A 17,371-nucleotide genomic window follows, 5' to 3' on the forward strand; every position below is an offset into this window, starting at 1 on the left:
CGGGCCAACACCGACGCCGCACGGACCGCGGCCGGGCCCGGGCCGGGGGGCCCGCCGCGGCTGGGCGTCTGGCGGCAGGGCATGCGGCGTACACTGGCGCACTTCCGTGCCGTACCCTTCACCCTGGCGGTCCTCGCGACCTTCCTGATCGTCGGGGCCGTCACGGGCAGCTTCCTGTCCGGACCGCCCAAGGCCCTGCTGCCCATTGCCTCCGTCAGTGCGCCGGGGCTGCGGGCGGGACACTGGTGGTCCCTGTTCACCTCACAGTTCTTCGCCACCAACCTGCTGGCCTACCTCGCCGCATCGCTGATGATCCTCGTGCTCCTGGGCCTCGCTGAACGGCATCTGGGGACGCTGCGGACGGCCGTGTTCTTCTTTGCGGGCCAGTTCGCCGCTGTGACCGTGTTCCTGCTGATCACCCAGTTGGCCCGGTATATTGGCGACGGCTGGCTCGGCCTCATGGTCAACGCGCGGCTGATCGGCCCCTATGCAGCCGTCCTGGCCGTGGCCCTGGCCGCCAGCGGACTACTTCCCACGCTCTGGCAGCGACGGCTCCGGACCGCCGTCGTCTCCGCATCCTTGCTGCTGGTGCTCTACGTCGGGCATCCGGAGACCGTAGTGGGACTCGCCGGTGCCCTCACGGGCCTGGCCGCGGGCTGGTGGATCCAGGACGACCGGGGGACGCTGCACCGCCACCGTTCAACGGGACGCGAAACGCGGAACCTGCTGGCGCTCACTGTCGCGATTTTCGCGGTCGGACCGATCCTCACAGCCGCTGTCAGCAGCCCCACCGGGCCCCTGGCCTTGTTGCGCGACATCGTACTGAACCCGCTGCCCACGCTGAGCCAGCTGGAGGAAAACTGCGGCGGAACGGTTGACGTCAGCTGCCTGGAGGCCGGCCGGGCCGGATTCGCCGGTCCACTGGGCCTGGCGCTGGCCGTCGTCCCGGTGGTTCTGCTGCTGATCTGCGCGGACGGCATGCGCCAGGGCCGCCGCCTGGCCCTGCGGATCGCCATCATAGTCCAGCTCGCCGTGACAGCCCTGGCCGCCGTCTACCTCGCCCTGTTCGCCCGCATTCCGCACTACCCCAACCGGCCGCACACGGCCGTGATGGGCTCCGGCTTTGTCCACGTCCTTCCGCTGGTGGCCGTTCCGCTGCTGCTCGTTGTGCTGCTCTGGCTCAACCGCCGGCAATTCCGGGTGGAGACGGCACCGCGGGCCCGGCTGATCCTTGGCGTTGTGGTCGGCGGCACGTGGCTGGGGCTCGCCGGCGCCTACGCGGTGGCTTGGCTGGCGGCCGGCGGGATGGACCGCGACGGGGGAGTGCTGGGCCTCGCGGCGGAACTCGCCCGGCAGTACCTGCCGCTGCCCATTCCCGGCGCCTACAGCCGGCTCTTCCAGAACCGGTACGCCGTCGAGTCCTTTCTGTTCGCCTACGCCGGCATCATCTTTTGGGGAGTGGCCCTGGCGGCGGTTTGGCTGGTCCTGCGGCGCCGGCAGCACGGTACCGGCCTGAACAGCACCGACGTCGGCTCCGGTGACCGGGACACGGCCCGTGACCTCATCCGCCAAGGCGGAGACTCGCTGTCCTGGATGGCGCTCTGGGAACCGAACAAATTCTGGTTCACGCCGGACCGGCGCGGCGGGCTGGCCTATCAGCAGCACGGCAACGTGGCCCTGACGCTGGCGGGGCCCTTCGGACCTGCCGCCCTCCACGAGGAAACCGCAGCGGGTTTCATGCGCTACTGCGCCGAGCATGCCCTGATCCCGTGTTTCTACTCCTGCACCGCCGGCCTCTGGCCGATGCTCCAGGGCCGCGGGTTCCGCCGGGTGGCAGTGGCTCAGGAAACCAGGCTCGCGGTGCGCGAACTCGAGTTCAAGGGCAAGGAATGGCAGAACGTCCGCACGGCCCTGAACCGTGCCGCGAAAACCGGCGTCCGCGCGGTATGGGGGCGCTACAGCGAATTCCCGGCCCCGCTGCGCGCACAGCTGAGCGAGGTCCCCGAGGAATGGGCGGCGCAAAAGCACGTGCCGGAGATGGGTTTCACGCTCGGCACCATCGACGAGCTCGACGACGACGAGGTGCTGTGCTGCCTGGCGGTGGACGCCGACGGACGCGTGCAGGGTGTCACGAGCTGGCTGCCGGTGTACGAGGACGGACAGCTGGTGAGCTGGACGCTGGACTTCATGCGCCGGCGCGGAGACGCCTTCCCCGGCGTCATGGAGTTCCTCATTGCCTCCGCGGTGCTGGAGCTCAAGCGCACGGTCGCAGTGATCTCCCTTTCCGGCTCGCCGCTGGCAAAGGACCGCGCCGGAGTCGACGCAGCCGGTCTCAGTGACACCGGGGACGCTCACGCCAGGGCCGCTGCCCGCGAGACTTCCGGGGACGCTGCCGGCGAAAATTCCGCAGACGCAGCTGGAGACCGCGATGCCGGCGAAACCTCCGCAGACGCAGCTGGAGATCCTGCGGCAAAGGCTGCCGGGGACCGCGATGCCGGGCCGGAGGGTCTGGCTGGGATCCTGGACGTGGTGGGCAGGGCCCTGGAACCTGTCTACGGGTTCCGCTCGCTGGCAACGTTCAAATCGCGCTTTAAGCCCGACTACCGCACGCTTTACCTTTACTATCAGGATCCGTTGCAATTGCCCGCGATGGGCCGGGCCCTGAGCCGCGCGTATCTTCCCGGGTTGTCCGTCCGGCAGAGCGCACGCCTGTTGCGCACCCTGGTGCGTTAGCCGGCAGGTCCGCCGGGGTATTGTGTGGCGGGGTTATTGACGCGCATCCCTGGCGCGGCTCCGGGCTCTGCCGCAAACGCATTCGGGCTGGGCAATTCGGAGGAACAATGCTCTTGACCAATGAGGCGTGCCCAAAAGGGGAGGACCGAATCACTGCGCCCAACAATGCACAAAAAATGATCCCCGGCACAATTGCCGGGGATCATTCCTGGTGCCGGAAATGCCCTAAAGCACTTCCAAACGGGAGACTAGACCAGCGTTACGCCGGTAGCCTGGGGACCCTTGGCGCCCTGGCCGATCTCGAACTGAACACGCTGGTTCTCGTCGAGGGTCTTGAAGCCACCGGTCTGGATCTCGGAGTAGTGAACGAAGACATCGCCATCGGAGTCATCCGGGGTGATGAAGCCGAAGCCCTTTTCTGCGTTGAACCACTTGACGGTTCCCTGTGCCATTTGTTTCTCCTCGTTGTGGATCTTGAATAAGTTCGGCACACTTCGCACCAAACTTGGTCACTCTGCGAGAAGAACCTTTGGCATCGGTTCCGGATTCCCGGACCGCGGCTGCAGGAGCTCCACGCTCGCAACATGTCTTGCGAGCATGAATAACACCTACACAAAGACTTGTATAAGAATTTCATGACACTTGCGTCAGGTCAACGGGCGAACGGAAGAAATGCATAAATTTTGTGCAAAGAACCGCCCAACGCGAATCGCCAACGCCGAAAGGCTGCCGCAGCAGGCTTTAGAAGAGCCTGGATTCGCTGTCGTCAACGCCGCGCATGGCGTCATAGTCCAGGGTTACGCAGTCAATTCCGCGGTCCTTAGCGAGAACCTTGGCCTGTGGCTTGATCTGCTGGGCCGCGAAGATTCCCCGGACCGGAGCCAGCAGCGGGTCCCGATTCAGCAGTTCCAAGTACCGGGTGAGTTGCTCGACGCCGTCGATGTCGCCGCGCCGCTTGAGCTCAATGGCCACAGTGGCGCCGTCAGCGTCCCGGGCCAGGATATCCACGGGGCCGATCGCGGTGAAATACTCGCGGCGGATCAGCGAGAAGCCGTTGCCGAGCAGTTCGATCTGTGCGGCCAAGAGCCGCTGGAGGTCCGCCTCGACGCCGTCCTTGATCAGGCCGGGGTCCTGGCCCAGTTCGTGGGACGTGTCGTGCAGCTGCTCATGAATATTGATAATGAGCCGGTCATCGGTCTTGGCCGACTGGACGGTCCACTGCTCGACGACGCCGACCTCGACGTCGATCTCATCCGGGGTGGAGACGCGCAAGGACGCCGGAGGGCTCATCCAGTTCAGCGGTTTGTAGGATCCGCCGTCTGAATGGACCAGGACCGAGCCATCGGCCTTGACCAGAAGGAGCCTGGTGGCCAGCGGGAGGTGGGCTTTGAGGCGGCCGACGTAATCAACGGAGCAGCGGGCTATGACTAAACGCACCCGGTCCACTCTACCGCCTGCGCCCGGGTGCCAGGGTGGCCGCGGGCTGGGGTCCGCGCCGGGCCGGGGGGCTGTCCGGCGGGGCTTGGCCTGCGGCGCCGGCGGTGCCGCAATGCGTGGCAGCGGGGCTGGGGCAGAATGGAGGCATGCCCCGTTCCAACCGCCCCCGCCGCGCAAGTTCTGCCAAGACAGGCTCTGGCAAGAGCGCAGCGCCCGGAAAGAGCAAAGCCACCGGAGCCAAGCACGGCCCGGCTCCGGAGCTCGATCTGGAGCGCGCCCGCTCAGGTTTCGCCCGCCGGGAAAGCGCGCCGGACGGCGAGTGGATGGTCCGACCGATCACCGCGAGCCGTGCCGAGAAGACCTACATCTGCCCGGGCTGCTCCACCGCCGTGCTGCCGGGGATCGCCCACCTGGTGGTCTGGTCCGAGGACCACCTCTTTGGTGCCGCGGCGGGCCTCGCCGAGCGGCGCCACTGGCATACCAACTGCTGGACCTCGCGGAGCTACCGCTATCGCTAAGCTGGTCAGCATGACCTTTGATCCCGCGTCGTACGTCTTCACCCAGCCGTCTGCGCCAACCGCCATCCGTGCGTCCACCGTCCTTCCGGCCCACCGCGAGAACGTCGAACTCCGCACCTCGGACGGACACCGGCTGGTGGGCGAGCTCGCCGTCCCGGAATCCGGCGAGATCAAGGCAACACTCATCACCCTGCACCCGCTGCCGACGCACGGTGGCTTCATGGACTCGCATGTTTACCGCAAGGCCTCCTACCGGCTGCCGGCCCTTGCCGGAATCGCCGTGCTGCGCTTCAACACGCGCGGTACGTCATCGCCGCGGGGGACCAGCGGGGGAGCCTTCGAGGAAGGCATCGGCGAGCGTATGGACGTCGAGGCCGCGGTGCAGTTCGCCGTGGACCGGGGCCTGCCGAACCGGTGGCTGGTGGGCTGGTCCTTCGGCACCGAGCTGGCCCTCATGTACGGCGCGGCCGAGCCCGTCGCGTCCGAGATCGAAGGGGCTATCCTGCTCTCGCCTCCGCTGCACCGGGCCACGGACGTGCACCTGAAGGAATGGGCGCAGGCGGGCAAGCCGTTGAAGGTGCTGGTCCCCGAACATGACGACTACCTGCAGCCGGTGGCTGCGGCCGCGAGGTTCGCGCTTGTGCCGCAGGCCCAGGTGTTGGGGGTCGACGGCGCCAAGCACCTGTGGGTGGGGGAGAAGTACGCCGGACGCGTGCTCAACGAAATTGTGGACGAGGTCATCCCCGGCAATGCCGGACCAGGGAATGCCGGATCAGGGAATGCCGGAACTGTGCTGCCGCAGGAATGGGCCGGGCCGGTCGCCACGGCGCACTGACTGCTAGCGGCTGTCCTGGCGCGCGATGAAGATTTCCTTGACCAGCAGCAGGATCGCTGCCGCCGTGGGGATGGCGATCAGGGCGCCGAGCACGCCGAGCAGGCTGCCGCCGGCGATCACCGAGATGACGGCGACGGCCCCGGGCACCGCCACGGCCTTCTGCATGATCCGCGGTGAGATGAAGTAGGCCTCGAACTGGAGGTAGGCGAAATAGCAGATGGCAAAGACAACCGCCGTCTGCCAGCCGGCAGTCAGTGCAACGATCGTCACCAGGAACCCGGCAATCATGCCGCCCACCAGGGGGATGAACGCCAGCAGCGCCACCACGAACGCCAGCAGCGTGGCGAACGGCACTCCGATGATCGACATTACGATGAAGGCGAAGGTGGCGTTCAGCACTGCGACGGCGGCTTGGCCGATGACGTAGTTGCCCACCGAACCGGTGATTTCCTCGGACAGGGCTTCAACCCGGGCCCGGCGCGAGCGGGGCGCCAGCCGGTAGCCCCACTTCTTCATGGCGGGAAGGGCTGCCAGGAAGTACAGGCTCAGGACCAGCACGATCAGCGCGCCAAAGAGCCCGTTTGCCAGGGTGGTGCCGAAGCCGACAACACCGCCGAAGATGCCGCCCATGGCCTCCGGGTTGTTGACGAACTTCTCCAGCTCCTGGCTGATGCGGTCCCGGATGCCGAATTGGCTGTCTACGCTCCGGAAGAACTCCGAGTCGATGAACTCCTGGACCCATTTGGGCGCCTGCTGCACGATTTGCGTCACCTGCTGCACGATCGTGGGGATCAGGGTGGCGAAAAATGCGGCGACGGCAACCGCCAGGGTGGAGACGGACAGGAGGATGCCGGCGGCGCGGGGGACATTCCGGTGTTCGAGCCAGCGCACCACGGGGTCCAGCCCCAAGGTGATGAAGAGTGCCGTGACGATCCACAAGAGCAGCTGCGTCGTGTTCGAACCGATCCAGTAGACCAGGAGGGCGATGCCGACGCCGACCGTGCCCATGAAGCCCATGTAAAGGGGGTGCTGGGCGGACATCCGTGGACCGGGGCTGCCGAAGGGCGCCTCGGAGCCGGGCTCGGCCTCATGCTCCGGCGGCATCTCGAAGCGGATTCGCGGCTGCGCTCCGGGCAGGGGCTGACGCAGGCGGCGGGCCGCGGACACAAGGACATTCGCGACGGCGATCCGGGGACGGGAGGTTGCGGGCCGGGGGGCGGCGGTTTCTTCGGGGCCGCGTTCCTGGCTGCCGGATTCCTGGGCTTCTTCTTGTCCGGCGGCGGACGAATCCGTATGTTCAGTCACTGCGTTGAATGCCCTTATTTCCGTGCGGCGCCACTGGTGTGGCGCGGGTGTGATGATCACCGCAAACACTATCAGCAGGCTTGTCAGCTCAAGGGCGGGGACCCGGCCAGAGAGCCGCGGGCGGGGGTGCGCCGGGCCGCCGATCTGACTCGCGGGTAACAAAATGGTTACTATTGAAGCTAACTGTCCGCTGATGATTGGTAGTATTTTGCGTTTCAAGACTGCAGTCGCCCTGGTGCTGCTCGGCCTCCTGACCCTGCTGGCCGGAATTGGCCAGAAGACGTTCTGGGCTCCCCCGGAGACGATTACGGCCACGGCGCCGACCGGTACTGCCGCGCCGCTGACCGTCTTCGACGAGAAGCTGAGGACGCTGCACCCTGGGACCGTGAACATCCAAGTCAAGGGCGACGGTGCCTTCCTGCTGGCCGCCGGGCGGCCGGACGACGTCGACGCGTGGGTGGGCAAGACGGCACACAACACTGTCACCGGCGTCTCGGAGGACGGCAAGGCGTTGCAGCTGACGCATACCGACGGCGATGCCACCGCGCCCTCGCCCGCCGGATCCGACCTTTGGGTCAGCACCGAGAACGCCAGCGGTGAAATGAACTACTCGTGGAACGCGCCGGCCGACGGCGACTGGTCCCTCCTCCTGGCGACGGACGGCACCAAGCCCGCCCCCAGCTCCATCACGATCACGTTCCCGAACGACACGTCCACGCCCTGGGCCATTCCGTTCATGGTGCTCGGCGCCCTGCTGATCATCGCGGGCGGGGCGCTGCTGGTCCTGAAGCCGAAGTCAGGCAACCGGTCCGGCAATGGGACAGACGACGGCGGCAACGGCGACGGCGGCAGCGGCGACGACGGGGGCGGCAGCGCATTCGCCCGCCGCGCGCAGGCCAAGGCCGCGGCACGACGCGCGGGACAGGGTTCGACGGCAAGCACGCAGCAGCCTGCCGTACCCGGCACTGCAGCACCCGAAACAGCACCCCAGCCGGCCACACCGGAGAAAACAGCGCCGGAGAAATCAACAGCAGTGCAGAAGCCGGGGAGACCAACAGCAGTGCAGAAGAAGGGCATCGGCACGGCGCGCCGTTCCGGCATCGTGGTGGCCCTGCTGACGGCCACCGCCGTCGCCGGAACATCAGTGGCCGCCCAGGCCAGCCAGACACCCGCGCCGTCGCCCAGTGCTCCGGTGTCCAGTGCCCCAGTGTCCAGTGCCCCGGCGACCCCTGCGCCGGCCTCCAGCAACGCGACCCCGGGCAGTTCCACTGCGGACCAGGACCAGGCCGGCGATGCGCCGGTGCTGCTGGACGCCCAGTTCCGCCGCGTCCTGGAACAGGTTGCGGGTGCCGTCGATGCCGGGGACGCCGCCAAGGACGCCGCCAAGCTGGCGCCGCGCGTGGCCAAGTCCGAGCTCGAGGTGCGCACCCAGAACTACAAGATCCGCTCGCAGGTCGGCTCTTACGAGGCCCGCATGCCTGTCCGTTCCACGAAGCTGCTGACCACTGTTGTAACCAACAAGCGCAGCTGGCCCCGCTCCGTCATGGCCGTCACCCAGGGCGACGGCAACGTCGTACCGCAGCTGCTGACCCTGACCCAGGCCTCCCCGCGGGAAAACTACAAGCTGGTCAGCAGCACACCGCTGCAGCCCGGCGCCACCTTCCCGGCGATCGGGCGGGCCGGCACGGAGACCATGGCGTCCGCGGACAAGAGCGGACTGCTGTACAGCGGCGACGAAGCCCTCGCCGGACTGGGTGACCGCCTGACCACGGCCACCTCCGCCTTCAAGGACAAGCTCGTCGAGGGCCAGTCCTCCCCGTACATCGCGGACACACTCGCCTACCAGGCCGACGTCGTCAAGTCAGGTGTCAACGGCGCCTTCGCCTTCACGCACAAGGTGGCCCCCGAGAACACAGTCGTGTTCCGCACCGCCGACGGCGGGGCACTGGTGCTGGGCCGCCTGAACTTCTCCTTCGACGGCACCCCGAAGGCTGCCGGGGACAAGCTCACGATCGGCGACGACGCTGCGGCCCTGGCCGGCGGAAAGGAGACCAGCACCGGCATGGTGCTGAACTTCGCCGAGTCCGTGGCGGTCTATGTTCCGCCGGCCGGTTCCAAGGATCCAATGAAGCTCGTGGCCGCCACCCGCGGCCTGGTCGGGGCTGCCTTCAAGTAGCCTTCACCGGCGGGGACGGTGGCGCCGGGCGGGACTTCAATGGCTAGAGTGGAGCTATGACTACGCCAGCTTCCCGCCCGGTCCCGCCAGTTGCCGCCAGCCCGCTGAACCTGCGCGGCGCCGTCGATCTCTCCGCCTTGAAACAGCGGCCGGCACCGGCAGCGCCGGGTCCGGCGGCCACCGGTCCGACCGGTTCTGCCGCAGCCCCCGCACCGTTAGCCGGTGCCGCCGGCCACTCCGGCCGGCCGCTGCGCGTGGACGTGACCGAAGGCAACTTCCAGGAGCTCGTGGAGCTCTCGGCCCAGGTGCCCGTGGTGATCGCCCTCTGGGCCTCCTACTCGCCCGGCTCCGGCCAGTTGGTGGAGGTCCTCGAAGGCATCGTCGAGAGCTATGACGGCCGGCTGGTCCTGGGGGCCGCCGACATCGACGTCTTCCCGGAACTTGCCCAGGCCTTCCAGGTCCAGGCCGTGCCGACCGCCGTCGCCGTCGTCAAGGGCCAGCCCGTTCCGCTCTTCCAGGGCAGCGCGGACGAACAGCAGGTACGCAGCCTGTTCGACGAACTCCTCAAGGTCGCGGCCGCCAACGGCGTGACCGGACAGATTGGCGCCGGCGGACCCGGCAGCGGGGAACCTGAGGCTCCGCCGCTGCCGCCGCTGCATCAGGCAGCGTTCGACGCGATCGAGACCGGCGACTACGAGGCCGCCGCTGCCGCCTACCGGCAGGCCCTGAACGAGATGCCCGCCGACGCAGAGGCGAAGGCCGGTCTGGCCCAGGTGGAACTCATGGCGCGCCTGCAGGCCTTCTCGGGGCCGGAGGCAGATGACCTTCGCCGGCTCGCAGCCGACCAGCCGGACAACCTGGAGGCCCAGCTTGGAGTTGCGGACCTGGACATCGCCGGCGGCCACATCGAGGACGGCCTCGGCAGGATCGTGACGTTCATTGGCCGGAATTTCGGCCCCGAACGTGAGACCGCCCGGGTCCGGCTGCTGGAACTTTTCGACGTCGTCGGCACCGGTGACCCGCGGGTCGCCAAGGCCCGCCAGGGACTGGCCCGGGTGCTGTTCTAATGGGATCGGCACTCTTCGCGCCGCTGGACCTGAGGTCCCTGCGGCTGCAGCACCGCGGCTGGGTATCGCCGATGTGCCAGTACAGCTGCGAGCCCGGGACGGGCGAGGGCGTGCCCACCGACTGGCACCTCATGCACCTGGGCTCCTTTGCCGCCGGGGGCGCTGCCCTCATCCTCACCGAGGCCAACTCAGTGAACTCCGCGGGCAGAATCAGCCCCCGGGACGCCGGCCTCTACAACGACCACCAGGCCGCGGCCTGGGAACGCATCACCTCCTTCGTTCACCGGCACGGCACCGCGGAGACCAAGATCGGCACCCAGCTGGCGCACGCCGGCCGGAAGGCGTCCTCCTACTGGCCGTTCTCGGGCAAGAAGGGCAGCGTGCCGGCGTCCGACGGCGGCTGGGACACCGTGGGCCCCGGCACCAGCGCGTTCGACGGCTACGCGCCGCCGTCGGCCTTGACTGAAGAGCAGATCGACGGCGTGATCGCCGACTTCGCGGCGGCCGCCGTGCGGGCCGTCGACGTCGGTTTCGACACGATCGAAATCCATGGCGCCCACGGCTACCTCCTGCACCAGTTCCAGAGCCCGCTGGTCAACGACCGCACGGATCGCTGGGGCGGGGACGAGGCAGGCCGGAACAGGCTGACGCTTGCTGTGGTGGACGCAGTCCGCGCCGTCATCCCGGACTCCATGCCCCTGTTGCTGCGGATCTCGGCCTCGGACTGGGCGCCGGGCGGAATCGAGGCCGAGGCTTCGGTCCGGATGGCCAGTGCCGCCGCGGAGCGCGGCGTGGACCTGGTGGACGTTTCCAGCGGCGGGGCCGTTGCCCACCAGCAGATTCCAGTGGGCCCCGGCTACCAGACCGGGTTCTCCGCCCGGATCCGGCGCGAAGCCGGAGTCAGGACCGGCACTGTGGGACTCCTTACCTCGGCCGGGCAGGCCGAGCACGCGGTGGCCACCGGGCAGGCCGACGGCGTCTTCATAGCCCGGGCCGCCCTGCGGGACCCGCACTGGTGGCTGCGGGCCGCGTTCGAGCTCGGCCATGACATTGCGTGGCCGCCGCAGTACGAACGCGCCATACCCCGGCACATGTTCTAAAACGCCAGGTCGCGGGGCCGGTTCCCCCGGGTGAAAACCTACGCCTTGCGGACGATCCTTTTCGCGCCGGCGGAGCGTTAGTCTGGCGTCATGACATTCCAGCCCCCGGTCCCGCCCGGCCCGTCCTCGCCGGTTCCTGCCCTGTCCCTGCTTGGCCTCGCCAAGCGCTTCGGCGGCAAGATCGCCGTCGACGGCATCAGCCTGGACGTTCCGGCCGGATCCTTTTACGGGGTGGTGGGCCCCAACGGCGCCGGCAAGACCACCACGCTGTCCATGGCGACGGGCCTGTTGCGCCCCGATTTCGGGACCGCGCTGGTCCACGGCGTCGACGTCTGGCAGCATCCGCTGGAGGCCAAGAAGCTGATGGGAATACTGCCCGACGGCGTCCGGCTGTTCGACCGCCTGAGCGGTGAGCAGCTGGTGACCTACGCCGGCCTGCTGCGTGGGATGGACCGGGCGATGGTGGCGTCACGGGTGGCGGAACTGCTCGCGGCGCTGGACCTGGGCAACGACGCCGGCACGCTGGTGGTGGACTACTCCGCCGGCATGACGAAGAAGATCGCGCTGGCCTCGGCGCTGATCCACGCCCCACGTCTCCTGGTCCTCGACGAGCCGTTCGAATCGGTGGATCCCATCTCCGCGGCGAACATCCGCGACATCCTGGACCGCTATGTTGCCTCGGGCGGAACGGTTATCGTCTCCAGCCACGTCATGGACCTGGTCCAGCGCATGTGCGACCACGTCGCCGTCGTCGCCGGCGGCCGTGTCCTCGCCGCCGGCACTGTGGAGGAAGTCCGCGCCGGGGTCAGCCTCGAGGACCGCTTCGTGCAGCTTGTGGGCGGCCGGAACCACACGGAAGGGCTGGAATGGTTGCGCACCTTCTGAGGCTCAAGCTGACCCTGCTGCGCAACAGTGTCCGGCGCAGCCCCTGGCAGCTGGTGGGCCTCGGGATCGGCGCCCTGTATGCATTGGGAATCGTGGGTGTTTTGGTGGCCGGGCTGATCGTCCTGCGCGGCCAGGAGATCGAACTCGCCCAGACCGTGGTGGTCCTGGGCGGCGCAACGGCGCTCCTGGGCTGGGCCATCATCCCCGTCGCGGTCTCCGCCGCGGACATGACTCTGGACCCTGCCCGCTTCACCACCTTCGCCGTGCCTATGCCGCAGCTGCTGACAGGGCTGGCGCTGGGCGGCCTGATCGGCATTCCGGGCATCGCAACCTCGCTGGTTGCACTCGCCACGGTAGGCACCTGGTCCCGCAGCCTGCCGGCCGCGGCTGGCGCTTTGGTGGGTGCCGTGCTGGGCGTTCTGAGCTGTGTCGTGCTCTCCAAGGTGGTGACCACGGCCACGGCCGGACTGGCCAGCTCCCGGCGCTTCAAGGACATCAGCTCCGTCGCCTTCCTCATCCCGCTCGTGCTCACGGGCCCCATCGTGGCGGGCATCGCGAGGGGGATCGCGGGTTCGGGCGATTTCCTGACCGTTCTGGCCCGGACGCTGTCCTGGACGCCGGCCGGGGCGGCCTTCGCGCTTGGCGGCGAGCTCGCCGCCGGAAACTACGCGGCTGCTGGTGTGAAATTCCTCATCGCCGTGGCCACACTGGCGGGCCTGGCCCTGGCATGGAAGGTCCTGCTGCAGCGTGCCCTGGTGACCCCGCCCTACGCCGGGACATCCAAGCGGCGCACCGGCGGCGCGGGCCTGTTCAGGCTCCTCCCGGCGACGCCGGCCGCCGCCGTCGTCGCGAGGTCCCTGTACTACTGGCTGCGTGATCCCCGCTACGCCGGGGCTCTGGTGGTGGTTCCGCTCCTGCCCGTGCTGATGCTCTTCCAGGGCAGCCAGAGCGGGTTCCATGGTCCGTTCCAGTTTGTGGGGCCGCTGACGGCCTTCCTGTTAGCCTGGTCGATCTCCACGGACGTCTCCTACGACAGCACCGCGTTCGCCCTGCACGTGGCCACCGGTGTGCGCGGGGCCGATGACCGGCTGGGCCGGGCACTGGCGTGCCTGAGCTTCGCACTGCCCGTGGTGCTCATCTTCAGCGTCGGACCCTTCTTCTTCACCGGCGACTGGGACAAGCTGCCCGCGATCCTCGGCCTCTCCCTCGGCGTCCTCTTCACCGGCCTGGGCCTGGCCTCGGTGATCTCGGCGCGCTACACCGTGAGTGTCCCGCTGCCGGGCGACAGCCCATTCAAGAAACCGCCAGGCAACGTGGCCCAGACCCTCGCCGTTCAGTTCGGCGGCATGGCCGTGCTCATGGTCCTCGTGGCGCCTGAGGTGGCTCTCGTGGCCGCGCAGTTCATCACCGGCAGCGCCGTGCCGGGCTGGATCACCTTGGTCCTCGGACCCGTGCTGGGCCTCGCGCTTTTCGCCACCGGCGTCCGGGCCGGCGGTGCGTGGCTGGACCGGCGGGGCCCGGAGCTGCTGGCGCAACTGGCCGTCAACCGCTGACGGGTGCATGCTGGGAGTGCGCAGACTCAAACACCAGGTAGGCCAGTAAAGGCAGGATCATGGAAGTTGTCATCCTTCCCGGCGGCAAGCAGGTCGCGTCGCTTGCAGCGGATGCGGTGGAGGCCCTTCTTCGCCGCAAGCCCGACGCCGTGCTGGGCCTGGCGACCGGTTCCTCGCCGTTGCCGATATACGCCGAGCTGGCCCTGCGGCACCAGCGCGACGGCCTGGATTTCAGCCAGGTACGCGCCTTTGCCCTGGATGAGTACGTGGGACTGCCCGCCGGGCACCCGGGGTCCTACCGCGAGGTGGTCGCGCGCGAATTCACCGTACGCGTGAACATCAGCCCGGCCAACGTCCACGTGCCCGACGGCGCCGCGGCGGACATCCCGGCAGCCTGCCAGGACTATGAAGAAGCCATCCGCGACGCGGGGGGAGTGGACCTGCAGCTCCTCGGCGTCGGCACGGACGGCCACATCGGGTTCAACGAACCGGGCTCGTCGCTGGCGTCCCGGACCCGGATCAAGACCCTGATCGAGCAGACACGCCGGGACAACGCACGGTTTTTCGACAGCCTGGCTGCCGTGCCGCACCATGTCCTGACCCAGGGCTTGGGCACCATCCTGGATGCCCGCCACGTCATCCTGGCCGCGACCGGTGCGCAAAAGGCCCAAGCCGTCCGGGATCTTGCCGAGGGCCCCGTCGCCGCCATCTGCGCGGCCTCCGTGCTCCAGCTGCACCCGCACGCCACCATCCTCCTGGACGAGGCGGCGGCATCGTCGCTGCGGCTGGCTGACTACTACCGCCACAGCTACGACCACAAACCTGCCTGGCAGGGGCTTTAAGCTCCGGCCCCGGCATCGCGCAGGTCCGGCAGGGGACTTCCAACGGCTAAGATGGGTGTCATGACTAGCATGACCGATCCTCTCGAAAACGATCCGATGCGCGAGCTCTCCGGAGCCGGTACGTCTACGGCCACGATCGAGCGCGAGGAACTGCGCCAGGAAGTTGAGCCCGGTGACCGGGAGCGCTTCTCGCACTACGTGCGCAAGGAAAAGATCATGGAATCCGCGCTGACCGGTGACCCGGTCATCGCGCTCTGCGGCAAGGTCTGGACCCCGGGCCGGGATCCGCAGAAGTTCCCCGTCTGCCCTGAATGCAAGGAAGTCTACGAGGGCCTGCGCCCCGGGAACGACGGCGGCAAGGGCTCCGGCGACAAGTAACGTCATGTAACGGGAGCTAACGGAACAACCGGGGCTCCGTGAGCCGTCCCTGGCGGCGATTCTCTATGCCGGCGCGCCGCTGCGCCACAGTTCTTGTTCCCTGTTCTCCTGCTTGCCCTGTTCCCTGCTTGCCGGTCCATGCTGTCCGGGCCCGCCCTGTGCGGGGTTCCGACGGGTCCATCCGAAATAGATTGGTGTTTTTGTGCTTATTTGGGTTTCTCCGCCGGCTGCAGCCATGCTCGGTTGGAGGGCGCCTCAATGACAGAGACACTTTTCGGCGGACCCACGCTTCCCCCCGCCTATCCCGAGCGGGCTGCCTGGGGCACCGCCCCCAAGCTGCGCGCCTGGCAGCAGGAGGCGCTGGACAGCTACTTCAGCATCCACCCCAAGGATTTCCTTGCGGTCGCAACCCCCGGCGCAGGTAAAACCACGTTCGCCCTCCGCGTGGCGTCCATGCTCATCGATTCCGGTGTGGTCAACCGCGTGACCATCGTGGCGCCCACCGACCACCTGAAGCGCCAGTGGGCCGACGCCGCCGCCAAAGTGGGCATCGCGATCGACCCGAACTTCAAGAACGCCGACGGCCAGCACGGCCGCGGGTTCATCGGCGTCGCCGTGACCTACGCCCAGGTGGCGAGCAAGCCCATGCTGCACCGGGCCAAGACCGAGGCCGCCCGCACGCTGGTGATCCTCGACGAAATCCACCACGGCGGCGAGGCGCTGTCCTGGGGCGACGGCCTCCGCGAGGCCTTCGACCCCGCGACCCGCCGGCTGTCCCTGACCGGTACCCCGTTCCGCTCCGACACCTCGCCCATTCCGTTCGTGGAGTATGCCGAGGACCGCGACGGGATCCGGCGCTCCAAGGCCGATTACACCTACGGCTACGGCAAGGCGCTGCGCGACCATGTGGTCCGCCCGGTCATGTTCATGGCGTACTCCGGCCAAATGCGCTGGCGCACCAGCGCCGGGGACGAGATGGCGGCCTCGCTCGGAGAGTCGGCCGTCACGAAGGACATCACCTCGCAGGCCTGGCGCACGGCGCTGAACCCGGCCGGCGAATGGATCCCCGCCGTCCTCGCCGGCGCGGACAAACGCCTCAGCGAAGTCCGGCGCAGCGTCCCGGATGCCGGCGGCCTGGTCATTGCCACCGACCATGAGGACGCCCGCGCCTATGCCGGGCAGCTGAAGAAGATCACCGGCGAATCGCCCACCGTCATCCTCTCCGATGACGCCAAGGCCTCGAGCAAGATCGAGGAATTCACCGCCAGCGAGAAGCGCTGGATGGTGGCCGTCCGGATGGTCTCCGAGGGCGTGGACGTGCCGCGGCTGTCGGTCGGCGTCTATGCCACCTCGACTTCCACCCCGCTGTTCTTCGCCCAGGCCGTGGGGCGTTTCGTGCGTGCCCGCAAGCGCGGCGAGACGGCGTCGGTCTTCCTGCCCTCGGTGCCGCAGCTGATGGCGCTGGCCAACTCGATGGAGGCCGAACGCGACCACGCCCTGGACCGTCCGGAGAAGGAAGACAGCGACGGCCTCTTCAATCCTGAAGACTCGCTCATGGACGATGCGAACCGCGAGGAGAAAGCCTCCGACTCCCTGATGAAGGGCAAGTTCGAGGCCCTCGACTCCCAGGCGTCCTTTGACCGCGTGCTCTTCGACGGCGGCGAGTTCGGCACCGGCGGCGAGGTGGGCTCGGAGGATGAGCTCGACTTCCTCGGAATCCCCGGCCTGCTGGACGCCGACCAGGTCGGCACTTTGTTGCGCCAGCGCCAGCACGATCAGTTGAACCGGAAGAACAAGCGCTCCCCGCAGGCGGAGGCCGTCCCCGCTGCCGCCCCGGCCGTGCCGGACCATCGGATGCTGATGGACCTGCGCACGGAGCTGGCGAAGAACGTCGCGGCCTGGTCGGCCCGCACAGGGACCCCGCACGGCGTCGTCCACACCAAACTGCGCACCGTCTGCGGCGGCCCGGCCGTCGCGCAGGCCAATGAGGAACAGCTGCAGACCCGCCTGCGGAAGCTCCAGGACTGGTTCATCGGCCGGAAGTAGCCGGAGGAATTCAGCAGGGGGCAACAGTGGAGGGACCAGGCCGATGGCCTGGTCCCTCCACTTTTTATTTGCGCTGATTCGCGATTCGGCTACTGGGCTGTTGTTTACTTCCCCGTGCCGCAGACCTGGCCGTACTTCTGGCCTGCCGCGGTGTAGTCGGCCTTCATGTCCTCGAGCTTGGCGGCGTCCGGGGCGGGCTTGGCCGCCTCGTCAAAGTATTCGATGATGGACTGCAGCGGATCCCGCAGGTCTTCGGATGCTGCCGCCTTGATGGGCCGCAGCTGGTTGGCGACCCTGGTCATGCCGGCCTTGTCCGACGTGGCCGTCTGGGCGGAGACCACGGTCTTGACCCGGGCACAGGTTTCTTCGTTGGTCAGCTGCGGCGAGGCCGAGCAGCCGGCCGCGCCGAGCAGCGCTCCGGCGGCAATCAGAACGGTCAGGGTCTTCTTCATGGTGTACTCCGGGGTTCTACGGGTCTGTCGATATGGCAAGACTG

At 68.1% G+C, this 17,371-nt stretch carries 15 protein-coding genes; 11 read left to right on the forward strand and 4 right to left on the reverse strand.

Translation table 11 applies throughout. The features are described 5' to 3' along the window. Window positions 1–81: 81 nt before the first annotated feature. On the forward strand, window positions 82–2,733 hold the full coding sequence (locus AC1DKQ_RS13000) for a phosphatidylglycerol lysyltransferase domain-containing protein (protein ID WP_476919254.1): 2,652 nt from the start codon (window positions 82–84) through the stop codon (window positions 2,731–2,733). A gap of 248 nt (window positions 2,734–2,981) precedes the next feature. Here the strand turns inward: AC1DKQ_RS13000 and AC1DKQ_RS13005 are convergent, their stop codons facing one another. Both AC1DKQ_RS13005 and nucS read right to left on the reverse strand, forming a co-directional pair. Then, a complete protein-coding gene (locus tag AC1DKQ_RS13005; RefSeq protein ID WP_011692441.1) occupies window positions 2,982–3,185 on the reverse strand; it encodes a cold-shock protein in 204 nt (67 codons plus the stop codon). Window positions 3,186–3,474: 289 nt separating this feature from the next. After that, window positions 3,475–4,170 carry an endonuclease NucS gene (gene nucS / locus AC1DKQ_RS13010; RefSeq protein ID WP_476885615.1) on the reverse strand — a complete coding sequence of 232 codons (696 nt, stop codon included), beginning with the start codon at window positions 4,168–4,170 and terminating at the stop codon, window positions 3,475–3,477. A 146-nt stretch (window positions 4,171–4,316) separates the two neighbouring features. On the opposite strand from nucS, the gene AC1DKQ_RS13015 reads away from it, so the two are divergent. Further along, the gene (locus AC1DKQ_RS13015; RefSeq protein ID WP_476885616.1) at window positions 4,317–4,688 is read left to right on the forward strand and encodes an ATP/GTP-binding protein; all 372 of its coding nucleotides are present in this window, start codon (window positions 4,317–4,319) and stop codon (window positions 4,686–4,688) included. 10 nt (window positions 4,689–4,698) lie between these two features. Further along, complete coding sequence (locus AC1DKQ_RS13020) at window positions 4,699–5,523, forward strand: alpha/beta hydrolase (protein ID WP_476885617.1); 825 nt, start codon at window positions 4,699–4,701, stop codon at window positions 5,521–5,523. A gap of 3 nt (window positions 5,524–5,526) precedes the next feature. Here AC1DKQ_RS13020 and AC1DKQ_RS13025 read toward each other — a convergent pair whose 3' ends face one another. Further along, window positions 5,527–6,711 (reverse strand): AI-2E family transporter, encoded by a 1,185-nt coding sequence (locus AC1DKQ_RS13025; RefSeq protein ID WP_476919255.1) that lies wholly within the window; start codon window positions 6,709–6,711, stop codon window positions 5,527–5,529. Window positions 6,712–7,021: 310 nt separating this feature from the next. On the opposite strand from AC1DKQ_RS13025, the gene AC1DKQ_RS13030 reads away from it, so the two are divergent. The 8 genes from AC1DKQ_RS13030 to AC1DKQ_RS13065 all read left to right on the forward strand — a co-directional run bounded on the left by AC1DKQ_RS13030 (window position 7,022) and on the right by AC1DKQ_RS13065 (window position 16,875). Continuing rightward, a complete protein-coding gene (locus AC1DKQ_RS13030; protein ID WP_476919199.1) occupies window positions 7,022–9,004 on the forward strand; it encodes a hypothetical protein in 1,983 nt (660 codons plus the stop codon). Window positions 9,005–9,060: 56 nt separating this feature from the next. Continuing rightward, entirely contained in the window at window positions 9,061–10,071 is a 1,011-nt protein-coding gene (locus AC1DKQ_RS13035; protein WP_476919200.1) for a co-chaperone YbbN, read from the forward strand. After that, the gene (locus tag AC1DKQ_RS13040; RefSeq protein ID WP_476919201.1) at window positions 10,071–11,171 is read left to right on the forward strand and encodes an NADH:flavin oxidoreductase/NADH oxidase; all 1,101 of its coding nucleotides are present in this window, start codon (window positions 10,071–10,073) and stop codon (window positions 11,169–11,171) included. The genes AC1DKQ_RS13035 and AC1DKQ_RS13040 overlap by 1 nt, the downstream gene beginning before the upstream one ends. A 90-nt stretch (window positions 11,172–11,261) precedes the next feature. Then, window positions 11,262–12,056 (forward strand): ABC transporter ATP-binding protein, encoded by a 795-nt coding sequence (locus AC1DKQ_RS13045; protein ID WP_476919202.1) that lies wholly within the window; start codon window positions 11,262–11,264, stop codon window positions 12,054–12,056. Beyond that, window positions 12,038–13,609 (forward strand): transporter, encoded by a 1,572-nt coding sequence (locus AC1DKQ_RS13050; protein WP_476919203.1) that lies wholly within the window; start codon window positions 12,038–12,040, stop codon window positions 13,607–13,609. The genes AC1DKQ_RS13045 and AC1DKQ_RS13050 overlap by 19 nt, the downstream gene beginning before the upstream one ends. 59 nt (window positions 13,610–13,668) lie before the next feature. Next, entirely contained in the window at window positions 13,669–14,451 is a 783-nt protein-coding gene (gene nagB / locus AC1DKQ_RS13055; protein ID WP_476919204.1) for a glucosamine-6-phosphate deaminase, read from the forward strand. Window positions 14,452–14,511: 60 nt separating this feature from the next. Further along, window positions 14,512–14,829: a DUF3039 domain-containing protein gene (locus AC1DKQ_RS13060; protein ID WP_377985578.1), complete on the forward strand. Its 318-nt coding sequence runs from the start codon at window positions 14,512–14,514 to the stop codon at window positions 14,827–14,829. A gap of 258 nt (window positions 14,830–15,087) precedes the next feature. After that, window positions 15,088–16,875, forward strand: coding sequence for a DEAD/DEAH box helicase (locus tag AC1DKQ_RS13065; protein ID WP_476919205.1), 1,788 nt, complete (start codon window positions 15,088–15,090; stop codon window positions 16,873–16,875). Window positions 16,876–16,979: 104 nt separating this feature from the next. On the opposite strand, the gene AC1DKQ_RS13070 is transcribed toward AC1DKQ_RS13065, so the two are convergent. Then, window positions 16,980–17,327: a hypothetical protein gene (locus AC1DKQ_RS13070; RefSeq protein ID WP_476885628.1), complete on the reverse strand. Its 348-nt coding sequence runs from the start codon at window positions 17,325–17,327 to the stop codon at window positions 16,980–16,982. Between the last annotated feature and the right edge of the window lie 44 nt (window positions 17,328–17,371).

The sequence above is a fragment of the Arthrobacter sp. 05L421 genome, from assembly GCF_056397785.1.

Coding starts and splice junctions, on each gene's coding strand:
- AC1DKQ_RS13000 (WP_476919254.1), top strand. CDS start 82: ATGCGGCGTACACTGGCGCACTTCCGTGCCGTACCCTTCACCCTGGCG.
- AC1DKQ_RS13005 (WP_011692441.1), bottom strand. CDS start 3,185: ATGGCACAGGGAACCGTCAAGTGGTTCAACGCAGAAAAGGGCTTCGGC.
- AC1DKQ_RS13015 (WP_476885616.1), top strand. CDS start 4,317: ATGCCCCGTTCCAACCGCCCCCGCCGCGCAAGTTCTGCCAAGACAGGC.
- AC1DKQ_RS13020 (WP_476885617.1), top strand. CDS start 4,699: ATGACCTTTGATCCCGCGTCGTACGTCTTCACCCAGCCGTCTGCGCCA.
- AC1DKQ_RS13030 (WP_476919199.1), top strand. CDS start 7,022: ATGATTGGTAGTATTTTGCGTTTCAAGACTGCAGTCGCCCTGGTGCTG.
- AC1DKQ_RS13035 (WP_476919200.1), top strand. CDS start 9,061: ATGACTACGCCAGCTTCCCGCCCGGTCCCGCCAGTTGCCGCCAGCCCG.
- AC1DKQ_RS13040 (WP_476919201.1), top strand. CDS start 10,071: ATGGGATCGGCACTCTTCGCGCCGCTGGACCTGAGGTCCCTGCGGCTG.
- AC1DKQ_RS13045 (WP_476919202.1), top strand. CDS start 11,262: ATGACATTCCAGCCCCCGGTCCCGCCCGGCCCGTCCTCGCCGGTTCCT.
- AC1DKQ_RS13050 (WP_476919203.1), top strand. CDS start 12,038: ATGGTTGCGCACCTTCTGAGGCTCAAGCTGACCCTGCTGCGCAACAGT.
- nagB (WP_476919204.1), top strand. CDS start 13,669: ATGGAAGTTGTCATCCTTCCCGGCGGCAAGCAGGTCGCGTCGCTTGCA.
- AC1DKQ_RS13060 (WP_377985578.1), top strand. CDS start 14,512: ATGACTAGCATGACCGATCCTCTCGAAAACGATCCGATGCGCGAGCTC.
- AC1DKQ_RS13065 (WP_476919205.1), top strand. CDS start 15,088: ATGACAGAGACACTTTTCGGCGGACCCACGCTTCCCCCCGCCTATCCC.
- AC1DKQ_RS13070 (WP_476885628.1), bottom strand. CDS start 17,327: ATGAAGAAGACCCTGACCGTTCTGATTGCCGCCGGAGCGCTGCTCGGC.